This window comes from Caulobacter sp. (genome assembly GCF_965279145.1).
Lineage (GTDB): Bacteria > Pseudomonadota > Alphaproteobacteria > Caulobacterales > Caulobacteraceae > Caulobacter.
The window spans coordinates 249210-267502 of sequence record NZ_OZ257139.1 but is presented as its reverse complement, the minus strand read 5'-3'; the positions used below and the strand labels follow the sequence as shown (position 1 = coordinate 267502).

Sequence of the window (18293 nt, the reverse complement as noted above, 5' to 3'; positions counted from 1 at the left end):
CCTGACGTGGGGAAACGTCCCCACGCCGCCCCATGCCAAAAGCGGGCCAATCTCAAAGGCTTGAGTCGTAAGGGATTGTGCGGAATGACGCAGGCCAGCGGGCGCCCTTCGGCAGATTCTGCCCGGCATTAACCATACCGCAAGCGACCTGACCGACTATGGTTAAGCGGCGGGGAAGTGACTCGCCCACAGTCATATCGGAGCGGCGTACGCGATGAAGGTTTCGAGCACGGGGGGCGTGGGCGCGAGCGGCGCATCGCGGGCCAAGCCATCCAGCGGCGGCGGGTCGGGCTTCGCCCTGCCTTCGGTCAACGCCGCCAGCGGCGCGGCCAGCACGGCCTCGGTCGGCGGCCTGGCCGGCATCGGCTCGCTGGACGCCCTTCTGGCGCTGCAGGCCAATGGCGATCCGCTGGAGCGCCGCCGCAAGCAGGTCAAGCGCGCCGACAACATCCTGGACATCCTGGGCGAGGTGAAGATCGCCCTGCTGGACGGCGATGTGTCGACCGGAACCCTCGACCGCCTGACCCGCGCCATCCGCGAGCAGCGCGAATCGACGGACGATCCCCGGCTGGACGGGGTGCTCAACGAGATCGAAACCCGCGCGGCGGTCGAGAAGGCCAAGCTCGAACAGGCGCGGGGCGCCTGATGCGCCGGGCGACGACCACGGACGATGTCCGGGCTGGCGCCTTGAGCGAAATCAAGATGTTGCGCGCGCCGCTTTCGCGCGTTTCCACACTTGTCGCGGGCCGCGCCCGAGGCGGATATCGCGGCTGGGGCGAGCATGAACGCGCCACTCACGCGAGGTTCATTGAACGCGGCTCTTCTTTTGGTATAAGCACCCGGCCTGTCTAGGGCTGAGTTCATCGGGGCGTGAGGCGTTAATGCAAACGGCCACTGTTCTAGTCGACACGAAGACCTATCGCCCTTCCGAGGGCGAAGAGTTCATGAACGAGCGTCAGCTTGAGTATTTCAAGGGCAAGCTGAACGAATGGAAGGAAGAGATCCTTCGCGAATCTCGCGAAACGGTCGCTCACCTCCAGAAAGAAACCGAGAACCACGCCGATCTGGCCGATCGCGCGTCCTCGGAAACTGATCGGGCGCTTGAACTGCGCACCCGCGACCGTCAACGCAAGCTGATCTCGAAGATCGACCAGGCCCTGCGCCGCATCGAGGACGGATCTTACGGCTACTGCGAGGAAACGGGCGAACCGATCGGCCTGGCCCGGCTGGACGCCCGCCCCACGGCGACGCTCAGTCTGGAAGCCCAGGAGCGCCACGAGCGCCGCGAACGCGTCCACCGCGACGACTAGCGAGCCCTCACGGCTTATGTGTTTTGAAGCGGCCCTGGGGGAAACCCCGGGGCCGTTTTGTTTTTCCCTCTCCCACAAGGGGAGAGGGGAAATCACCACATCGTCTTGGCCGCCCGCTCCGGCCATTCGCGATCATAAGCCTCACCCCCGACCTCACCGGCCGTCACCGCAGCCAGCATGGCGCCGGGGGAGGGGATGGAGTTGGGATCGACGTGGCTTTCGGGCTTCCACAGGCCGGAGCGCACGATGGCGCGGGCGCACTGGAAATAGGCCTCCTCGACGGTGATCACCATGGCCGTGCGCGGGGCCTTGCCGTCGATCATGAAGCTATCCAGCAGCGCCGGATCGGCGCTGATCACCGCGCGGCCGTTGACGCGGAAGGTCGTGCCAGAACCGGGGATCAGGAACAGCAGGGCCACGCGCGGGTCGCGGACCACGTTGCGCAGGGAGTCGATGCGGTTGTTGCCGCGCCGGTCGGGCAGGATCAGAGTTTTTGGATCGGCGATCCGCACGAAGCCGGGCCGGTCGCCGCGCGGGCTGCAGTCCAGGCCCTCGGGACCGATGGTGGCCAGGGCCACGAAGGGCGAGGCCTCGATCAGGGCGCGATAGTCGGGGGTGATGTGGTCGGCGGCCTTGACCATCGAGGCCGGCGCGGGGGCCGTGTTGTAGATGGCCTCAAGGGCCTCAAGGCTGCGGATCTCGGTCATGTGGCCCTCCGTATCCGTGGGAGCCTAGAGGTTGAGCTTCAGCGCGTGAAGGCCCGGGCGCAGGCCTCGGCAAGACGCAGGGCCGAGATCGGCTTGCCCACCACCGGCGGCTTGCGGCCCAGCAGCAGGTCGGAATTGCCGGTGACATAGACGACGGGAATCTCGCCCAGCTGCTCGTGAATGGCCTCGACCGCTTCGACCCCCGTGCCGCCGACGATGCGGTAGTCGGCGGTGATCAGGTCCGGCCTGTGGGCCAGGGCCAGGGCAAGGGCGTCCTGAGGGGTGTCGGCGATGTCGAAGCTGGTGAAGCCCTGTTCGGCCAGGAGCGCTTCCACCTCGAAGGCGATGAGGATCTCATCCTCGATAATCAGTGCGTGGCGGGCCTTGGTGTGCACGGTCATCGCCGCTGCCTTCTTTGTCGTCCCGCCTCGATTTCAACGCCCGGGATACCACCGGCGCCAGTCTCGTTTTCGTGATCAGGGGCTTGCACGGAGAGGGCGAGTCGCGAAAATTGACGGTGAAGCGGAAAAAACCAACGTTTCAAACGTTGGCTCCAGTGTCGCCCGATTCGGGCGAGAGGACGATTTCGAAGGGGCCCATTACCGGGTTGCCGGTCTTGCCAGGCCTGGCGTTCGTCGTCCGCGACGCGCCGGGCTGAGGGCGAAGGGTTCGGCCTTGGGCGCGGCGTGACGCGACGGGGCTGATAGGCGCATGGGTTCTCGCCCTGGGTACCGGGGACCCGTGCGCCGCCTTGCCCTGATCCCGATATCCGCCGCGAGACAGGCGACGCGGAGGTGCGATCCGCGCTATGCAGGCGAAAAAGCCAAGTCGCAGGAGCGCTCCACCCATGTCGCAAGACGCCCCCCTGATCCTGACCGAGAAACGCGGTCACATCGCCATCCTCACCCTCAACCGTCCCGACGCCATGAACGCCCTGGGCGCGCCGGGCGACGGCGACCAGGTGGCGGCCGCCTGCGAGGCGATCAATGACGATCAGGACATCCGCTGCGTGATCCTGACGGGCGCGGGCCGGGCCTTCTCGGCCGGCGGCGACGTCAAGGCGATGAAGGCCCGCGAGGGCGCGTTCGGCGGCAACGGCGTCAAGGTCCGCGACGGCTATCGCAAGAACATCCACCGCATCGTCCGCGCCATCTATGGCCTGGAGGTCCCCTCGATCGCGGCCGTCAACGGCGCGGCCATCGGCCTGGGCTGCGACGTGGCCTGCATGACCGACATCCGCATCGGGGCCGACACCGCCAAGTTCGGCGTCACCTTCCTGAAGCTGGGCCTGATCCCCGGCGACGGCGGCGCCTGGCTGATGCCGCGCACCATCGGCATGAGCCGCGCGGCGGAACTGCTGTTCACCGGCGACGTCATCGACGCGGCCAAGGCCGCCGAATGGGGCCTGATCAGCAAGGCGGTTCCCGCCGACACCCTGATGGACGAAGCGATGGCCCTGGCCACGCGGATCGCCCAGCAGCCGCCGCATGCCCTGCGCATGGCCAAGAGCCTGCTCAAGCACGGCACGACCGCCAGCTATGACACCCTGATGGAAATGAGCGCGGCCGCCCAGGCGATCGCCCACCACACCGAGGACCACATGGAAGGCGTCGATGCGATCCTCGAAAAGCGCGCTCCGGTCTTCAAGGGCGCCTGAGGTCATGGGCAAGGAAGCGCGGGGCGTCTGGGGCCACCTGTCGGACGGGGACTGCGAGGGCAAGCTCCTGTGGGAGTTTCCCAAGCTGATCTTCCGCGGGGCCCATCGCGGCATCTTTCAGGGCCACGCCCTGCGCTACATCAAGGTCGAGGGCAACGACCTCGTCCTGAACGACGGCACCCGGTTCGAGATGGAGCCGGGCGAGGCCGACAAGTGGCTGCACGCCATTCTCAATCCGCCGGGGCGACTGGACAAGCTGGGCGTCAAGCCGGGCCAAACCGTCGTGGTCCTGGGTCTGGAAGACGAGGAGTTCCTCGAGGAGCTGGCGACCCGGGTCGAACCGGTCGAGGCCGAGGAGAACATCGACCTGCTGTTCCTGGGCGTCGAGGATCTGGCCGATTTCGACCAGCTGGAAGACCTGATCGGCGGCCTGGGTCCCAAGGGCGCGATCTGGATCGTGGCCCAGAAGGGCAAGGGCGCGCCGCTGAAGGACACCGAGATCCTGGCCGCCGCGCGCGGTCATGGCCTGATCGACACCAAGGTCTGCAGCTTTTCCAAGTCCCATTCGGCCCTGCGGTTCGTCAAGCGCAAGGCGGGACCGCCGGCGGCGAGCAAGCCGGTCGAGGATGACGTCGCCTTCGACGACGAGATCTGAGGGCGGGGAGGGGCGATGTTTCCGGTTCGGCGCATTCGTCCTTCCCGCCTCCTTTCCCCCTATGTGAAGGCGTTCGAGGAGCGGGTTCAGCGGCTGGACGCCACCGTCGTCCTGCGGCCCCTGCCGGCGCGCACCGAGCAATTTCTCGAATTCTACCTGGCCGACCGCTATCGGGTGCGCGACATCGCGAGCGGTGCGATCGAGACCGCGCCTCAGGCCGTGCTGGTGGGCCTGCAGACCTATCGCCGGGTGGATGTGCTGCTGGGCGGCGCGCTCAGGCTGTTCACGATCCAGTTCACGCCGACCGGCTTTTCAGCCCTTTTTGGCCCGTCGACGGCGCAGCTGACGGACCGGGCCCTTGCGGGTGGCGACGTGCTGGGGCCGGAGGTCGCCCTGATCGCCGAGCGCCTGGAAGCCGCGCCTGATCTCGCCGCCCGGGCCGCGATCATCGAGGCCTGGCTGGCCCCAAGGGCGCTGGCCCAGGCGCGCGACCCGATCGCCTGGGCCGCTCGGCGGATGACGGCCCTGCACGGCGGTGTCCGGGTGGCCGACCTGGCCCGCGCCGCGGATCTGGGAGAGCGCCAGTTCGAGCGCCGGTTCACCCGCGCGGTGGGTGTCTCGCCCAAGCGCTACGCCCGCGTGCTGCGGTTTCGCGAGGCCCTGCGGCTGAAGGCCGAGGGTGTCGAAGCCGGCTGGGCCTCGGTGGCTCAGGCCGCCGGCTATGTGGATCAGGCCCACATGATCCATGAGTTTCAGGCCCTGGCCGGCGACAGTCCCGAACGCCTGATGGCCGCCATGGCCCCCGCGCGGGAGACCGTCGTGCCGGTTGTCGGAAATCTACAATCGGGCCAGCCTGCCGGATCCTAGTCTTTCCCCCGGTCGAGGATCGGTGGAGCGGGACGAATGATCGGACGACGAGCCTTGCTGGCGATGGGAGGACTTGTGGTGACGGGACTGGCGAGCGAAGCGCGCGCGGCCGATGACGGCGTCGCGCAGATCGAAGGCTTGGTGAAGACCCTGCTGGCGGCGTGGAACGCCACCGACGCCCAGGCCTATGCCGATCATTTCTGGCCGGACGCCAGCTGGGTCAATGTGGTGGGCATGCACTGGCGCGGGCGCGAGCAGGTGGCGTTCGCCCACAAGACCTTCCTGGCGACCATCTTCAAGGACTGCAAGCAGACCCTGGTGTCGATCGAGGCGCGTGCGGTTGCGCCCGGCGTCGCGCTGGCGGTGGTGACCATGATCCAGGACGCCTACACCACGCCGGACGGCAATAGCATGCCACAGGCCCATGACCGCCTCAGCCTGACGGCGGTCCAGAGGGACGGCCGCTGGCTGCTGATCCATGGCCACAACACCATCATCAATCCGCACGCGGCCAATAACGACCCGGTGCTGCGGATGCCGCGTTGAGGGCGGGCCGTCGATCGAGCGCTGAGGGCTATGCGGCTTCCTTCGCCCGCTTCTTCTTCTCGAACTTCATCGCTCCATCGTCCACGCGGCCCAGCTTCAGGGCCATCAGGTCCAGGGCGTAGTTCTGATAGGCCTTCCAGGGCTTCTTCTTGCCCTGCTTGGGGAACTTGGCCATGGCCCGCTGAACGTAGCCGGACGAGAAGTCCAGCCAGGGTTCGACCTCCATGCCCGACTCATCCAGGCGCGGCACGCAGAAGGCCAGGCCGTTGCGGTCCATGTGGTTGAGCAGCTTGCAGACATATTCGCTGGTGAGGTCGGCCTTCAGCGTCCACGAGGCGTTGGTGTAGCCGAACGCCGAGGCCAGGTTGGGCACGTCGCTGAACATCATGCCCTTGTAGCTCATCGACTTGGAGAGGTCGGCGACCTTGCCGTCGACCACGATCTCCATGCCGCTGAGCAGTTGCATCTGCAGGCCGGTGGCGGTGACGACGACGTCGGCCTCCAGCGTCTGGCCCGATTTCAGCTTCAGGCCGGTGGGGGTGAAGGTGTCGATATGGTCGGTGACCACCGAGGCGCTGCCTGATTTCAGCGCGTCGAACAGGTCGGCGTCGGGCACCAGGCACAGGCGCTGGTCCCAGGGATTGTAGCTGGGCGTGAAGTGGGTCTCGACATCGTAGTCCGGCCCCAGGTGCCCGCGCACCAGCTCGATCAGCTGGGCCTTGGTCTTTTCCGGCTTCTTGCGGGCGATGTTGAAGAACAGCATCTGCATCAGCACGTTTTTCCAGCGCGTGATGCCATAGGCGGTCATGGCCGGCAGCTTCGCCCGCAACCAGTTGGCGACGCCGTCCTCGGCCGGGCGTGAAACCACATAGGTGGGCGAGCGCTGCAGCATGGTGACGTGGCTGGCGGTCTTGGCCATCTCCGGCACCAGGGTGACGGCGGTGGCGCCGCTGCCGATCACCACGACCTTCTTGCCGGCATAGTCGAGGTCGGCGGGCCAGTGCTGGGGGTGCACGATGCGGCCCTTGAAGGTCTCAACCCCCGCGAAGTCGGGCGTGTAGCCGGCGGCGTAGTCGTAGTAGCCGGCGCACATGTAGAGGAAGTTGCAGGTCAGGCTGACGATCTTGCCCACATGCTCGGCCTCGACCGTCCAGGTGGCGGTGTCCGACGACCAGCTGGCGCGCTTGACGTGGTGGCCGTAGCGGATGTGGCGGTCGATGCCATGCTCGGCGGCGGTCTCGCGCACATAGTTCAGGATCGACGGGCCATCGGCGATGGCCTTGGCCTGACGCCACGGCTTGAACGAATAGCCCAGGGTGTACATGTCGCTGTCGGAGCGGATGCCGGGATAGCGGAACAGGTCCCAGGTGCCGCCGATCGCCGCGCGGCCCTCGAGGATCGCATAGGTCTTGCCCGGGCAGTTGGCCTGCAGGTGATAGCCCGCGCCGATGCCGGAGAGCCCGGCCCCCACGATCAAAACGTCGAAATGCTGGGTCGTCATGCCGTTCCCGCCCCTGATGGATCGGTCCGGCTGTTCCGGACGTCTTGGTATCTGATCAGTGTTCACCAGCAAACGACCGTTTCAACCTAGCGTCAACCGCGACACATGAGCATGGCGTCGGTTTTCATTGCGCACGGTCGTCTCTCGCGCGTATTGCGGGGCATGACCCTGCGCGATTTCGGCGTGCTGATCCTGATCTGTCTGGTCTGGGCCGGCAACAACATCATCTCCAAGATCGTGGTCGCCCACTGGGGCGTGCCGCCGCTGGCCTATGCGGCGGTGCGCTTTGGCCTGGTGGCGCTGGTCACCCTGCCGTGGCTGCTTCCGGCGCCGCGCCCTGTGTGGCGGCTGATCCTGGTGGCCCTGCTGATGGGCGCCGGTAATTTCGCCCTGCTGTTCATGGGCTTCAAGACCGCCTCGCCCTCGGCCGCCTCGGTCATCATCCAGCTGGGCGTGCCGTTCACGACCATCCTGTCGGTCCTCATCCTGGGCGAGCGCATCCGCTGGAAACGCGGCCTGGGCATCGCGCTCACCCTGTCGGGCGCGGTGGTGGTGATGTGGAGTCCGCACGGTCTGCAATTGTCGGCCGGCCTGTGGCTGGTCGCGGCGGCGGCCTTCACCGGATCGCTGGGCGCGGTGATGATGAAGCAGATGGAAGGCGTCAAACCCCTGCAGTTCCAGGCCTGGGTCGGCTTCTCGTCGGTCTGGCCGCTGGCGGCGCTGAGCGCCCTGACCGAACCCGGCTCGATCCCGGCGGCCCTGCACGCCGGCTGGCCGTTCGTGGCCGCGGTGGTGTTCTCGGCCCTGGTGGTCTCGGTGGTCGGCCATACCGCCTATTACGGCCTGATCCAGCGCTATGAAGCCAATCTGATCGCGCCGCTCACCCTGATGACGCCGCTGATGACCATCGGGCTGGGCGTGCTGATCACCCACGACCATTTCGATCTGCGGATGGGTGTCGGCGCGGCCCTGGCTTTGCTAGGCGTTCTGGTCATCGCCCTGCGCAAGAACCAGGTGATGCCCCTGCTGATGTCCATCCGGAACCGCGCCCAATGACCCTGCCGCTGATCGAGGCGCCGTCGCCCAATTTCGACGCCCGCAAGGCCGTGCCCGACTGCGTGATCCTGCACTACACGGGCATGGAAACCGGCGAGGGCGCCATCGAGCGCCTGCGCGATCCGGAAGCCAAGGTCTCGGCCCACTATGTGGTCGAGGAGGATGGCCGCATCTTCCGTCTGGTGGCCGAGGAGCGTCGCGCCTGGCACGCCGGAGCCGCCTTCTGGAAAGGCGTCAAGGACATCAACTCGGCCTCGATCGGCGTCGAGATCGTCAATCCCGGCCACGAGTTCGGCTATCGCGCCTTTCCCGAAGCCCAGATCGCCGCGGTCATCAACCTGCTGGCCGATGTGCGCTCGCGCTGGATGATCAGCGACAGCCGCATCCTGGGCCACTCCGATATCGCCCCCGCCCGCAAGATCGATCCGGGCGAGCTGTTCCCGTGGAAGCGTCTGGCGCAGAGCGGCCACGGCCTGTGGATCGAGCCGCCCCCGTCGCCCGGCGCGCCGCTGGGCGAGGGCGAGGAGGGCACGGGCGTCTTCGCCCTGCAGGCCGGCCTGACCCGGCTGGGCTATGACTGCCCGCCCACCGGCAAGTACGACGAATGGACCACCACCGTGGTCAGCGCCTTCCAGCGCCACTGGCTGCAGACGCGCTTCGACGGCATCGCCGATGGGGAGACCCGCGCCCGGCTGGTCGGTCTGCTGCGGGCCGGCGACTGATGCATCCGGCCAGGCTGTTTAGGGTCGAGGATCGGGAAACGCTGCTCGCCTTCCTGCGCGAGCATCCTTTCGTGACGATCGCCGCCAGCGTCGGCGGTCGTCCGATGGTGGCCCAGGCCCCGGTCGTGGCGCGCGAGGTCGATGGTGAGCTGGTCATCGACTTCCACCTGTCGCGCGGCAACGTTCTGGTCCCGCATCTGGTGCAGGGTTTCCGCGCCGTGATGCTGGCGACAGGCCCCGATACCTATGTCAGTCCTGACTGGTACGAGAGCGCCGACCAGGTGCCGACCTGGAACTACCTCTCCGTCGAGGCCGAGGGCTCTGTGGCGGTGCTGAACGAGGCCGAGCTGATCGCCCAGCTCGACAGCCTGTCGGACCAGGAAGAGGCGCGGCTGGCCCCCAAGCCGCTATGGACCCGCCACAAGATGGCGCCCGGCAAGTTCGAGGCGATGCTGCGCGGTATCATCGGCGGCCGGCTGCATGTCGACCGGCTGGAGGGGACCTTCAAGCTGTCGCAAAACAAGAGCGAGGCGGACCGTCTGGGCGCCGCCGAGGCCCTGGGCGCTCATCCCCTCGCCGAGTTGATGCGGCGCGTCGCGTAGGGTCGCGTTTTCGCGCCCGAAGCGAGCAGCCGAAGCTCAGGACCCCCTCTGCCTGCCGCCGTCGAAGGCGCGCCTCGCGCCCTGGCGCTTGGGCGATTGAACAACCTTGGCCACAGGGTCATAGTCTTGACGTCCGATCAGACTAGACAGGCCGTGCGGGCGGCGGGTTATGGCGATGACGACGATGCGCAACAAACAGGTTCTACCGACGCGATCCGGTTTTCCCAGCCGTCGCCGGGCGCGTTGGGAAGCGTATGAGGCGCGATCTCGCGGCCTGGCGCTGCCCGCGGGGCATCCCTACGAGTTCCTGCCCAGAAAGACACCGTACTGGCTGGCCATGCTCATCACCCGGTTGGTCCTGGTGGTGCGCCATGGAAAATCCCATCCGGCTTGACCCCTCGGCCTTTGACGGTCATTGAACCCTCGGACCAGACGGTCGGGCGGTCGCGGTCTTCGCAAGAAGGTCGAGGAAAGTCCGGGCTCCACGGTGACAAGGCGGCGGGTAACGCCCGCCGGGAGCGATCCCAGGGATAGCGCCACAGAAAGCAAACCTCCTCCCTTTCGAGGGCGGGAAGGGTGAAAGGGTGGGGTAAGAGCCCACCGCGGACCTGGCGACAGGGACGGCATGGCAAGCCCCGCCTGGAGCAAGACCGAATAGGGACCCCGCGCCGACCTTGCGTCGGATAGGCCGTCACTGGCTGAGAAGGGTCCGGGTAGGTCGCGAGAACCGTCCAGCAATGGGCGGTCCAGAGGAATGATCGTCGCGCTCTTGGCCTTCGGGGCAAGGGTGGCACAGAACCCGGCTTATAGACCGTCTGGTCCGTTCTCTCCCCGTCTTGAATGTGGCGGGGAGGCGGCGGGTGTCCCCAATCCAGCTTTATCGCACGTCGATCCCTTTACGGGATAAGCCGTTGCGCGCGCCTAACACTTAACAGTTCTGTGTATGTTCTGTTGATGGCTTGTGATCACAAGTCACGAGGCGGTGCGACATCTTTGTTTTCATGGCAAAATAGCCGCTGGTGTCATTGTTTCCCAATTCATCCCATGTTAACCCAGTTGCGTCGGGCGCGCTGGAATTGCGTGGCTCCGACTGGGGCTTGGCAGGGGTAGGGCGTGTTCCTCTCGACGTTCGAGAAGCAGGTGGACAGCAAGCGGCGCATCGTTGTGCCGCAGGACTTCCGCGCCGCTGTCTCGGGCCCGTTCGACGGCGTGTTCTGCTTCCCCTCCATCGAGGCCGATTGCCTTGAGGGTGGCGGCAAAGCCCTGTTCGACCGTTACCTGGGCGTGATCGAGGAGCTGGAATTCGGCGATCCGGTCCGCAGCGCGCTGGAGACCAGCGTCCTGGGCGGCATGGCCAAGCTGTCTTTTGATACAGCTGGTCGCATTACCTTGCCCGATCACCTGTGCGAGATGTTCGGCCTTAGTGATTGGGTGACTGTCGTCGGCATGGGTGAGCGTTTTCAGATCTGGTCGCGCGAGGCCTTCCAGGCCCATCGCGCGGCGCAACGTGAGTTGGCCCGCGAGGGTCTGGCGGCCATGCGGGTTCAGCAGCGCACGGCGCGGATCGTCGGCGGCGCCGCATGACCGACACGGCGCCGCACATCTCCGTCCTGCTCAATGAGATCGTCGAGGCCCTGGACGCCAAGCCGGGCGAGACGATCATCGACGGCACCTTCGGGGCGGGCGGCTATACCCGCGCCATCCTGGCTTCGGGCGCGAGCGTCGTGGGCTTCGACCGCGATCCCACCGTCCAGCGGTTCGCCGAGGGGCTGCCGGCTGACCGCTTCAGCCTGATCCAGGACCGCTTCTCGCAGATGGCCGAGCATTTCGAGCCGCAGTCGGTGGACGGCGTGGTGCTGGATATCGGCGTCTCGTCCATGCAACTGGACGAGGCCGAGCGCGGCTTTTCGTTCATGCGCGACGGTCCGCTGGACATGCGGATGAGCGACACCGGCCCGACCGCCGCCGACCTCGTCAACGAGCTGGACCACACCGAACTGGCCCGCATCCTCTACGTCTATGGCGAGGAGCACGCCTCACGCCGCATCGCCAGTTTCATCCTCCGCCGCCGCGAGGAGCGCCGGTTCGAGCGCACCCTGGACCTGGCCCATGTGATCGAGCGCGCCCTGGGCGGCCGCAAGGGCGCCAAGGTGCATCCGGCCACCCGCTCGTTCCAGGGGCTGCGCATCGCGGTCAATGAAGAGTTGGCCGAGCTGGAGGCGGGCCTCGCCGCCGCAGAGCGCATCCTCAAGCCGGGCGGCCGTCTGGCGGTGGTGACCTTCCACTCGCTGGAAGACCGCATCGTGAAAAACTATCTGGCCGAGCGGGCTGGGCGTACGCCGGGCGGCTCGCGCCACCTGCCGCAGGCGCCGGCCGGCGCGCCGTCCAGCTTCCAGCTGATCGCCAACAAGGCCATCGCCCCCAGCGAGGCCGAGCTGGCCGTCAATCCGCGCGCCCGCTCGTCCAAGCTGCGCGCCGCTATCCGCACGACCGCCCCGATCTGGGAGGCCGTCGCGTGACCATCTCGGGCGTCTTCAATCGCCGGGTTCGCGGTTTCCGCGTGGTCGAGGTTGTCGGCCTGGGTATTCTGGTGACCCTGGTCACGGGCGTCTATCTGGCCAAGACCGTGGCCGGTCGCGAGCGCAACGAGATCGCCAGCATCGAGCAGCAGATCGAGGACGAGAAGGGCCGCAAGCGCTTGCTGATGGCCGAGGTCGCCCACCTGGAGCAGCCGCGCCGCATCGAGGCCCTGGCCGTGGCCATGGGGCTGGAGCCCATCCCGGCCAGCCGAGAAACGACCGAGGACGCGCTGGTCGATGTGGCGCGCCACCATCCGGCCGCCCAGCCGGTTGAGCTGTCGGCCGCGCCTGTCGAGGCCGCCGCCCTGGCCGCCGACGCGCCAGAGGCTCTGCCCGATGACGTCGCGCCGCCGCCGGAGGCGCCGCGATGAGCCTGGCCAACCTTGGTCCCTCGGGCTTCCAGCCCGGCGCCTGGCGCTGGCTGATCGAGCGGGTCTGGCGGCTGGAGCACGCCTTCGAGCGCTCGCGCGCCGCCGCCAAGCCCGAAGACGACACCCGCATCCGCATCTTCTTCGTGATGGCCTTCTTCGGCGTCTGCTTCGTGGCCCTGGGCCTGGGCGCCAGCGTGGCGGCGCTGCTGTCGAACGCCGGCAAGGGCAACGGCTTCATGGCCTCCACCGAGGGCGCGCGCGGCGACCTGGTCGATCGCGATGGTCGTCTGCTGGCCGTCGACCTGACCCACTACGCCCTCTACGTCGATCCCCGGGAAGTCTGGGACAAGGGCGAGGCGCGCCGCGCCCTCGGTCGCGCCCTGCCTCAGATCCCGGCCAAGCGCCTGGACAAGGCCGTCTATGGCGATCGCCGCACCTTCCTGATCGGCGGCCTGACGCCCGACGAGAAGGACGCCATCTTCAATCTGGGCCTGCCGGGCATCTCGTTCGAGGACCAGGAGCGGCGCATGTATCCGCTGGGCGCCACGGCGTCTCATCTGGTGGGCTTTGTCGACAGTGGCGGCAAGGGCCTGGCCGGCGCCGAGCGCGCTCTGGACAAGCCGATCCGCCAGGCGGCGGGCGGCGGCGGACCCACGGTCCTGTCGATCGACATCCGCGTGCAGGCCGCGCTGGAAGACGAGCTGCGCAAGGCGGCGATGGAGTTCCAGCCCAAGGGCGCCGTGGGCATCGTCACCAACGTCCACACCGGCGAGATCCTGGGTCTGGCCAGCTATCCCGACTTCGATCCCAACAAGGCTGGTGCGGCCACCGACGACCAGAAACTGAACCGCGCGGCCGCTTCGGTCTACGAGATGGGCTCGACCTTCAAGGCCTTCACCGTCGCGATCGGTCTGGACACCGGAGTCGCCACACCGGCCTCGACCTTCGACGCGCGCGAACCGTTCAAGCTGGGCTACCGGACGATCCACGACTACCACGCGGCCAAGGCGATCCTGACGCTGGTCGAGGTGTTCAAGCACTCGTCCAACATCGGCACCGCCAAGCTGGCCGAGGGCGTCGGGGCGACGCGCCTGAGCCAGTATTTCGCCAAGCTGGGCCTGACCAAGCCCGCCATCGTCGAGCTGCAGGAATCGGCCCGCCCCCTGACCCCGCGCAAGTGGGACGTGGACGCCGTGGCCTCCACCTCGTTCGGCCATGGCATGAACGTCAGCCCCCTGGCTCTGGCGGCGGCCATGGGCCCGCTGCTGAATGGCGGCACCCGCCCGCCCCTGACCATCCTGAAGCTGGCCTCGGGCGTGCGGCCCGAAGGACCAAGGGTGATCTCCGAGGAGACCTCGCAGCAGATGCTGCGGATCATGCGGGCCAATGTGATCCCCGGCGAGGGCGGCAGCGGCGGCAAGGCCGACGTGCCCGGCCTGACCGTCGGCGGCAAGACCGGCACCGGCGAGAAGTACGATCCCGCGATCCGGGGCTACAACCACCAGCGTCAGGTCTCGTCCTTCGCCGCCGTGTTCCCGACCGAGGGGCCGATCGAGGCCGACCGCTATTTCGTGCTGATCCTGCTGGACGAGCCCAAGGGCACCGCCGCCACCGCCGGCTTCTCGACCGGCGGCTGGGTCGCCGCGCCGGCCGCCGGCCGGGTGATCGCCCGCATCGCGCCGTTCCTCGGCGTCAAGCGCCGGGCCGAGATCCTCACCGTCGCCACCTCGCCCAACGTCAACCCTGGAACCGGCCTGTGACCAAGACGCTTTCCGACCTCCTGAAACGCGATCTGCCCGCCAACCCGGTGATCACCGGGGTGACGGCCGACAGCCGCAAGGTCGGGCCTGGAACCCTGTTCGCCGCCCTGCCGGGAACCAAGGTCGACGGCGCCAGCTTCGCCCCGGGCGCGATCGCGGCCGGCGCCGCCGCCGTGCTGGGGCCGGTCGGCATGGAGACCTTCGCGGTTCCGACCGTGACGGTCGAGGATCCGCGTCGCGCCTATGCCCTGGCGTCCGCCGCCTTCTGGGGCGCCCAGCCGGCGACCTGCATCGCGATCACCGGCACCAACGGCAAGACCTCGGTCGCCGGCTTCTGTCGCCAGATCTTCGCGAGACTCGGTCACAAGGCCGCCAGCATGGGAACCCTGGGCGTCGTGGTCAGTGGTCCCGGCGTCGCGGACCAGCAACTGACCCCTCCCGGCCTGACCACTCCTGACGCGGCCGATGTCGCCGAGATGATGGCCAAGCTAGCCGGCATGGGCGTCACCCACCTGGCGGTGGAGGCCTCGTCGCACGGCGTCGATCAGCGCCGCCTGGACGGCGTGACCCTGAAGGCCGCCGGCTTCACCAACTTCACCCAGGATCACCTGGACTATCACGGCTCGATGGAGAGCTATCGCGCCGCCAAGCTGCGCCTGTTCGACACCCTGCTGCCGACGGGCGCGACGGCCGTTCTCAACGCCGACAGCGACGCCTTCCCGATCTTCGCCGCCAGCGCGGTGACCTCGGGCCAGAGCGTGTTCTCTGTGGGTGATGAAGGGCAGGGGCTGAAGCTGGTCTCGCGCGTCCTGACCCCGCGCGGGCAGACCATGATCGTCGAAGCCGCCGGCCAGACCTACACCGTGGATCTGCCGCTGGCCGGCGCCTTCCAGGCCAGCAATGTGCTGGTCGCGGCGGGCCTGTGCATCGCGGCCGGCGAAGACACCGCCGCCGTGCTGAAGGCGCTGGAGAGCCTGGAGGGCGCCGCTGGTCGTCTTCAGCGCGTGGGGCGCGGCGCCAGGGGCGGCGAAGCCTATGTCGACTACGCCCACACGCCCGATGGTCTGGAGACCGTGCTCGAGGCTCTGCGCCCGCACACGGCCGGCAAGCTGATCGTGGTGTTCGGGGCCGGCGGCGATCGCGATCGCGGCAAGCGGCCCCTGATGGGCGAGATCGCCGCGCGGTTGGCCGACGTGGCCATCGTCACCGACGACAATCCGCGTTCGGAAGAGCCCGGCGCGATCCGCGCCGCCATCCTGGCCGCCGCGCCCGGCGCGACCGAGATCGGCGACCGCAGGGCGGCCATCCGCGCCGCCGCCGCCCAGCTGGGCGAGGGCGACGTGCTGGTCGTCGCGGGCAAGGGCCACGAGCAGGGTCAGCTGGTCGCGGGCGTCAACCACCCGTTCGATGACGTCACCGAGACGCTGGCCGCGCTGGAGATGGCTGATGTCTGAGCCCCTCTGGACAGCGCACGAGATCGCCGAAGCCACGGGCGGCAAGGTCACGCAGGACTTCTCCGCCACCGGCGTCTCGATCGACAGCCGCAGCATCGAGCCCGGCGACCTTTTCGTGGCCCTGACCGGCGCGCGGGACGGTCACGAGTTCGTCGTGCAGACCAATGACAAGGGCGCGGCCGGGGCCCTGGTCTCCAAGCCCGTCGCCGTGCCGGCCGTACTGGTGGAAGACACCTTCCGCGGCCTGGAGCGCCTGGGCGAGGCCGCGCGCCTGCGCGCGCCGCAGACCCGTCGTGGCGCGGTGACCGGCTCGGTCGGCAAGACCAGCGTCACCCGCGCGGTCGAGGCCGGCCTGCGCCTGGCCGGCAAGGCCCACGCCTCGGTCAAGTCGTACAACAACCATATCGGCGTGCCGCTGACCCTGGCCCGTATGCCGCGCGACACCGAGCGCGCGGTGTTCGAGGTGGGCATGAACCACGCCAACGAGATCGTCCCGCTGTCGCGGATGATCCGTCCGCACGCCGTGGCCATCACCACGGTCGGCCCGGTGCACCTTGAGAACTTCGCCGACGGCGAGGCGGGCGTCGCCCGGGCCAAGGCCGAGATCTTCGCCGGCCTGGAGCCCGAAGGCGTGGCGGTGCTGAACGCCGACAATCCGTGGTTTGGCCTGCTCAGCGAAGAGGCCCGCAAGGCCGGCGCCAGCATCTGGAGCTTCGGCTCGCACGAGGGCGTCACCGCCCAGCTGACGGGCTTTGACGTCCACGCCGGCGGCGCGACCGTTTCGGTCAATCTGCGCGGCGAAGCCATCAGCTTCCCGATCCTGCAGACCGGCGTCCACTGGGGCCCCAACAGCCTGTGCGTGCTGTTGATGCTGGAGGCGCTGGGCGTCTCGCGCGAGATCGCCCTGGCAGCCCTGGCGACCTTCGAGCCGATCGAAGGCCGGGGCGCCGAAAAAACGGTCAGGATCGAGGGCGGCGCCTTCACCCTGGTCGATGAGAGCTACAACGCCAATCCGGTCTCGATGCAGGCGGCGCTGAAGACGCTGGGCGCGCGAAAGGTGGCCGGCAGGCGCATCGTCGTGCTGACCGACATGCTCGAACTGGGCGAGGGCAGCGCCCGTTTTCACGCCGAACTCGCCGCGCCGCTGGACGCGGCCAAGGTCGATCTCGTCTTTCTCGCGGGCGTCCACATGAAATCACTGTGGGAGGCGCTTCCGCCGACTCGGCGGGGCGGCTACGCGGAGGTTTCTGAAACGTTAACGCCGCTACTGGCCGCGGAGATCGCGCCGGGCGACGTGGTGATGGTGAAGGGGTCGAATGGCTCCAGGGCCGGGGTTGTCGCCCGGGCGCTGGCCGCGCTCGATCTCGAGGGGCAGGGCTGATGCTGTATTTTCTCTATGAATGGCTGGCGCGCGCGCACGACCACGTGCCGCTGCTCAACCTGCTGAAATACCTGACTTTCCGCACCGGCATGTCGATGCTGACGGCCTATGTCGTCGCTGTCGCCATGGGCTCGCGCTTCATCCGCTGGATGAAGAGCAAGCAGGGCAAGGGCCAGCCGATCCGCACCGACGGCATCGCCCGCCACGTCACCGAGAAATCCGGCACGCCCACCATGGGCGGCTTCATGATCCTGGCCGGCCTGTTCGTCGGCGCGCTGCTGTGGGCCGATCTGCGCAACATCCACGTCTGGGTCGTGCTGCTGATCACCGGCAGCTACGGCGTGCTGGGCTTCATGGACGACTACGCCAAGGTCACCAAGCAGACCACGGCCGGCCTTTCCAGCGGCCAGAAGCTGGTCGCCCAGTTCGTCGTGGCCATCGTCGCCACCGTTCTGCTGATCCTCTACGCGCCCAAGTCGCCGATGACGCCGGGCATGGAAACCAGCGTGGTCTTCCCGTTCTTCAAGGCCCTGGTGATCAATCTGGGCTGGTTCTACGTGGCCTTCGCCGCCGTCACGATCGCGGGCTTCTCGAACGCCGTGAACCTCACCGACGGCCTGGACGGCCTGGCCATCGTGCCGGTGATGATCGCCGCCTCGACCTTCGGCCTGATCACCTATCTGGTCGGCAACTACAGGTTCGCCGACTATCTGAACCTGCACTTCGCGCCGGGCGTCGGCGAGCTGGCGGTGCTGTGCGGCGCGATCATCGGCGGGGGCATGGGCTTCCTCTGGTACAACGCCCCGCCGGCCAAGATCTTCATGGGCGACACCGGCTCACTGGCCCTGGGCGGCGCCCTGGGCGCGATCGCCGTCTGCTCCAAGCACGAGCTGGTGCTGGGCATCGTGGGCGGCCTGTTCGTGGTCGAGGCGCTCAGCGTGATCATCCAGGTCGGCTACTTCAAGAAGACCGGCAAGCGGGTGTTCCTGATGGCGCCGATCCACCACCATTTCGAGAAGCTGGGCTGGGCAGAATCCACCGTCGTGATCCGCTTCTGGATCGTGGCGATGATGTTGTCCTTCGTGGGTCTCGCCACGCTGAAGCTGAGATAGGGAGCGCCAGACG

Annotated in this window: 20 protein-coding genes and 1 other RNA gene; 18 read left to right on the top strand and 3 right to left on the bottom strand. The window is 67.8% G+C overall.

The genetic code is table 11. The features are described 5' to 3' along the window. The first annotated feature begins 214 nt into the window (after nt 1-214). Complete coding sequence (locus tag ACQY9P_RS01305) at nt 215-646, top strand: flagellar assembly protein FliX (protein WP_421737050.1); 432 nt, start codon at nt 215-217, stop codon at nt 644-646. A gap of 235 nt (nt 647-881) precedes the next feature. Further along, nucleotides 882-1310: an RNA polymerase-binding protein DksA gene (dksA, locus tag ACQY9P_RS01300; protein ID WP_421737051.1), complete on the top strand. Its 429-nt coding sequence runs from the start codon at nt 882-884 to the stop codon at nt 1308-1310. A gap of 92 nt (nt 1311-1402) precedes the next feature. On the opposite strand, the gene ACQY9P_RS01295 is transcribed toward dksA, so the two are convergent. After that, the gene (locus tag ACQY9P_RS01295; protein ID WP_421737052.1) at nt 1403-2017 is read right to left on the bottom strand and encodes a pyridoxamine 5'-phosphate oxidase family protein; all 615 of its coding nucleotides are present in this window, start codon (nt 2015-2017) and stop codon (nt 1403-1405) included. 38 nt (nt 2018-2055) lie between these two features. Further along, nucleotides 2056-2418 carry a response regulator gene (locus tag ACQY9P_RS01290; protein WP_421737053.1) on the bottom strand — a complete coding sequence of 121 codons (363 nt, stop codon included), beginning with the start codon at nt 2416-2418 and terminating at the stop codon, nt 2056-2058. Nucleotides 2419-2864: 446 nt separating this feature from the next. On the opposite strand from ACQY9P_RS01290, the gene ACQY9P_RS01285 reads away from it, so the two are divergent. The 4 genes from ACQY9P_RS01285 to ACQY9P_RS01270 are packed head-to-tail and all read left to right on the top strand — an operon-like array spanning nt 2865 to nt 5742. After that, complete coding sequence (locus ACQY9P_RS01285) at nt 2865-3674, top strand: crotonase/enoyl-CoA hydratase family protein (protein ID WP_421737054.1); 810 nt, start codon at nt 2865-2867, stop codon at nt 3672-3674. Nucleotides 3675-3678: 4 nt separating this feature from the next. Continuing rightward, complete coding sequence (locus ACQY9P_RS01280) at nt 3679-4329, top strand: DUF3052 domain-containing protein (protein ID WP_421737055.1); 651 nt, start codon at nt 3679-3681, stop codon at nt 4327-4329. Between the two features lie 15 nt (nt 4330-4344). Further along, nucleotides 4345-5196: a helix-turn-helix domain-containing protein gene (locus tag ACQY9P_RS01275; protein WP_421737056.1), complete on the top strand. Its 852-nt coding sequence runs from the start codon at nt 4345-4347 to the stop codon at nt 5194-5196. Nucleotides 5197-5232: 36 nt separating this feature from the next. After that, nucleotides 5233-5742: an SgcJ/EcaC family oxidoreductase gene (locus ACQY9P_RS01270; protein ID WP_428151002.1), complete on the top strand. Its 510-nt coding sequence runs from the start codon at nt 5233-5235 to the stop codon at nt 5740-5742. 28 nt (nt 5743-5770) lie between these two features. Here ACQY9P_RS01270 and ACQY9P_RS01265 read toward each other — a convergent pair whose 3' ends face one another. Then, the gene (locus ACQY9P_RS01265) at nt 5771-7243 is read right to left on the bottom strand and encodes a flavin-containing monooxygenase (RefSeq protein WP_421737057.1); all 1473 of its coding nucleotides are present in this window, start codon (nt 7241-7243) and stop codon (nt 5771-5773) included. A 162-nt stretch (nt 7244-7405) separates the two neighbouring features. Here ACQY9P_RS01265 and ACQY9P_RS01260 point away from each other — a divergent pair, with 162 nt between their 5' ends. The 12 genes from ACQY9P_RS01260 (at nt 7406) to mraY (ending at nt 18280) form a co-directional block, all read left to right on the top strand. Next, nucleotides 7406-8299 carry a DMT family transporter gene (locus ACQY9P_RS01260; protein WP_421737058.1) on the top strand — a complete coding sequence of 298 codons (894 nt, stop codon included), beginning with the start codon at nt 7406-7408 and terminating at the stop codon, nt 8297-8299. Further along, entirely contained in the window at nt 8296-9021 is a 726-nt protein-coding gene (locus ACQY9P_RS01255) for an N-acetylmuramoyl-L-alanine amidase (protein ID WP_421737059.1), read from the top strand. The genes ACQY9P_RS01260 and ACQY9P_RS01255 overlap by 4 nt, the downstream gene beginning before the upstream one ends. After that, nucleotides 9021-9623: an FMN-binding negative transcriptional regulator gene (locus ACQY9P_RS01250; protein ID WP_421737060.1), complete on the top strand. Its 603-nt coding sequence runs from the start codon at nt 9021-9023 to the stop codon at nt 9621-9623. The genes ACQY9P_RS01255 and ACQY9P_RS01250 overlap by 1 nt, the downstream gene beginning before the upstream one ends. 175 nt (nt 9624-9798) lie before the next feature. After that, nucleotides 9799-10017, top strand: coding sequence for a hypothetical protein (locus ACQY9P_RS01245; RefSeq protein WP_421737061.1), 219 nt, complete (start codon nt 9799-9801; stop codon nt 10015-10017). A gap of 34 nt (nt 10018-10051) precedes the next feature. Beyond that, nucleotides 10052-10446, top strand: an RNA gene (gene rnpB / locus ACQY9P_RS01240) — RNase P RNA component class A. A 290-nt stretch (nt 10447-10736) separates the two neighbouring features. Then, nucleotides 10737-11207 carry a division/cell wall cluster transcriptional repressor MraZ gene (locus ACQY9P_RS01235; RefSeq protein ID WP_421737062.1) on the top strand — a complete coding sequence of 157 codons (471 nt, stop codon included), beginning with the start codon at nt 10737-10739 and terminating at the stop codon, nt 11205-11207. Then, nucleotides 11204-12142, top strand: a complete 939-nt coding sequence (gene rsmH, locus ACQY9P_RS01230; RefSeq protein ID WP_421737063.1) for a 16S rRNA (cytosine(1402)-N(4))-methyltransferase RsmH — start codon at nt 11204-11206, stop codon at nt 12140-12142. The genes ACQY9P_RS01235 and rsmH overlap by 4 nt, the downstream gene beginning before the upstream one ends. Continuing rightward, nucleotides 12139-12573 carry a cell division protein FtsL gene (gene ftsL, locus ACQY9P_RS01225; RefSeq protein ID WP_421737064.1) on the top strand — a complete coding sequence of 145 codons (435 nt, stop codon included), beginning with the start codon at nt 12139-12141 and terminating at the stop codon, nt 12571-12573. Before rsmH ends, ftsL begins: the two co-directional genes overlap by 4 nt. After that, nucleotides 12570-14333 carry a peptidoglycan D,D-transpeptidase FtsI family protein gene (locus tag ACQY9P_RS01220; protein WP_421737065.1) on the top strand — a complete coding sequence of 588 codons (1764 nt, stop codon included), beginning with the start codon at nt 12570-12572 and terminating at the stop codon, nt 14331-14333. Before ftsL ends, ACQY9P_RS01220 begins: the two co-directional genes overlap by 4 nt. Beyond that, entirely contained in the window at nt 14330-15787 is a 1458-nt protein-coding gene (locus ACQY9P_RS01215; protein ID WP_421737066.1) for a UDP-N-acetylmuramoyl-L-alanyl-D-glutamate--2,6-diaminopimelate ligase, read from the top strand. Before ACQY9P_RS01220 ends, ACQY9P_RS01215 begins: the two co-directional genes overlap by 4 nt. Continuing rightward, entirely contained in the window at nt 15780-17168 is a 1389-nt protein-coding gene (locus tag ACQY9P_RS01210) for a UDP-N-acetylmuramoyl-tripeptide--D-alanyl-D-alanine ligase (protein WP_421737067.1), read from the top strand. The genes ACQY9P_RS01215 and ACQY9P_RS01210 overlap by 8 nt, the downstream gene beginning before the upstream one ends. Next, nucleotides 17168-18280 carry a phospho-N-acetylmuramoyl-pentapeptide-transferase gene (mraY, locus tag ACQY9P_RS01205; RefSeq protein ID WP_421737068.1) on the top strand — a complete coding sequence of 371 codons (1113 nt, stop codon included), beginning with the start codon at nt 17168-17170 and terminating at the stop codon, nt 18278-18280. Before ACQY9P_RS01210 ends, mraY begins: the two co-directional genes overlap by 1 nt. Nucleotides 18281-18293 lie beyond the last annotated feature (13 nt).

Bases quoted from the DNA above. Each gene is read 5' to 3' on its own strand.
- ACQY9P_RS01305 (WP_421737050.1), top strand. From the start codon at position 215: ATGAAGGTTTCGAGCACGGGGGGCGTGGGCGCGAGCGGCGCATCGCGG.
- dksA (WP_421737051.1), top strand. From the start codon at position 882: ATGCAAACGGCCACTGTTCTAGTCGACACGAAGACCTATCGCCCTTCC.
- ACQY9P_RS01295 (WP_421737052.1), bottom strand. From the start codon at position 2,017: ATGACCGAGATCCGCAGCCTTGAGGCCCTTGAGGCCATCTACAACACG.
- ACQY9P_RS01290 (WP_421737053.1), bottom strand. From the start codon at position 2,418: ATGACCGTGCACACCAAGGCCCGCCACGCACTGATTATCGAGGATGAG.
- ACQY9P_RS01285 (WP_421737054.1), top strand. From the start codon at position 2,865: ATGTCGCAAGACGCCCCCCTGATCCTGACCGAGAAACGCGGTCACATC.
- ACQY9P_RS01280 (WP_421737055.1), top strand. From the start codon at position 3,679: ATGGGCAAGGAAGCGCGGGGCGTCTGGGGCCACCTGTCGGACGGGGAC.
- ACQY9P_RS01275 (WP_421737056.1), top strand. From the start codon at position 4,345: ATGTTTCCGGTTCGGCGCATTCGTCCTTCCCGCCTCCTTTCCCCCTAT.
- ACQY9P_RS01270 (WP_428151002.1), top strand. From the start codon at position 5,233: ATGATCGGACGACGAGCCTTGCTGGCGATGGGAGGACTTGTGGTGACG.
- ACQY9P_RS01265 (WP_421737057.1), bottom strand. From the start codon at position 7,243: ATGACGACCCAGCATTTCGACGTTTTGATCGTGGGGGCCGGGCTCTCC.
- ACQY9P_RS01260 (WP_421737058.1), top strand. From the start codon at position 7,406: ATGACCCTGCGCGATTTCGGCGTGCTGATCCTGATCTGTCTGGTCTGG.
- ACQY9P_RS01255 (WP_421737059.1), top strand. From the start codon at position 8,296: ATGACCCTGCCGCTGATCGAGGCGCCGTCGCCCAATTTCGACGCCCGC.
- ACQY9P_RS01250 (WP_421737060.1), top strand. From the start codon at position 9,021: ATGCATCCGGCCAGGCTGTTTAGGGTCGAGGATCGGGAAACGCTGCTC.
- ACQY9P_RS01245 (WP_421737061.1), top strand. From the start codon at position 9,799: ATGACGACGATGCGCAACAAACAGGTTCTACCGACGCGATCCGGTTTT.
- rsmH (WP_421737063.1), top strand. From the start codon at position 11,204: ATGACCGACACGGCGCCGCACATCTCCGTCCTGCTCAATGAGATCGTC.
- ACQY9P_RS01220 (WP_421737065.1), top strand. From the start codon at position 12,570: ATGAGCCTGGCCAACCTTGGTCCCTCGGGCTTCCAGCCCGGCGCCTGG.
- ACQY9P_RS01210 (WP_421737067.1), top strand. From the start codon at position 15,780: ATGTCTGAGCCCCTCTGGACAGCGCACGAGATCGCCGAAGCCACGGGC.
- mraY (WP_421737068.1), top strand. From the start codon at position 17,168: ATGCTGTATTTTCTCTATGAATGGCTGGCGCGCGCGCACGACCACGTG.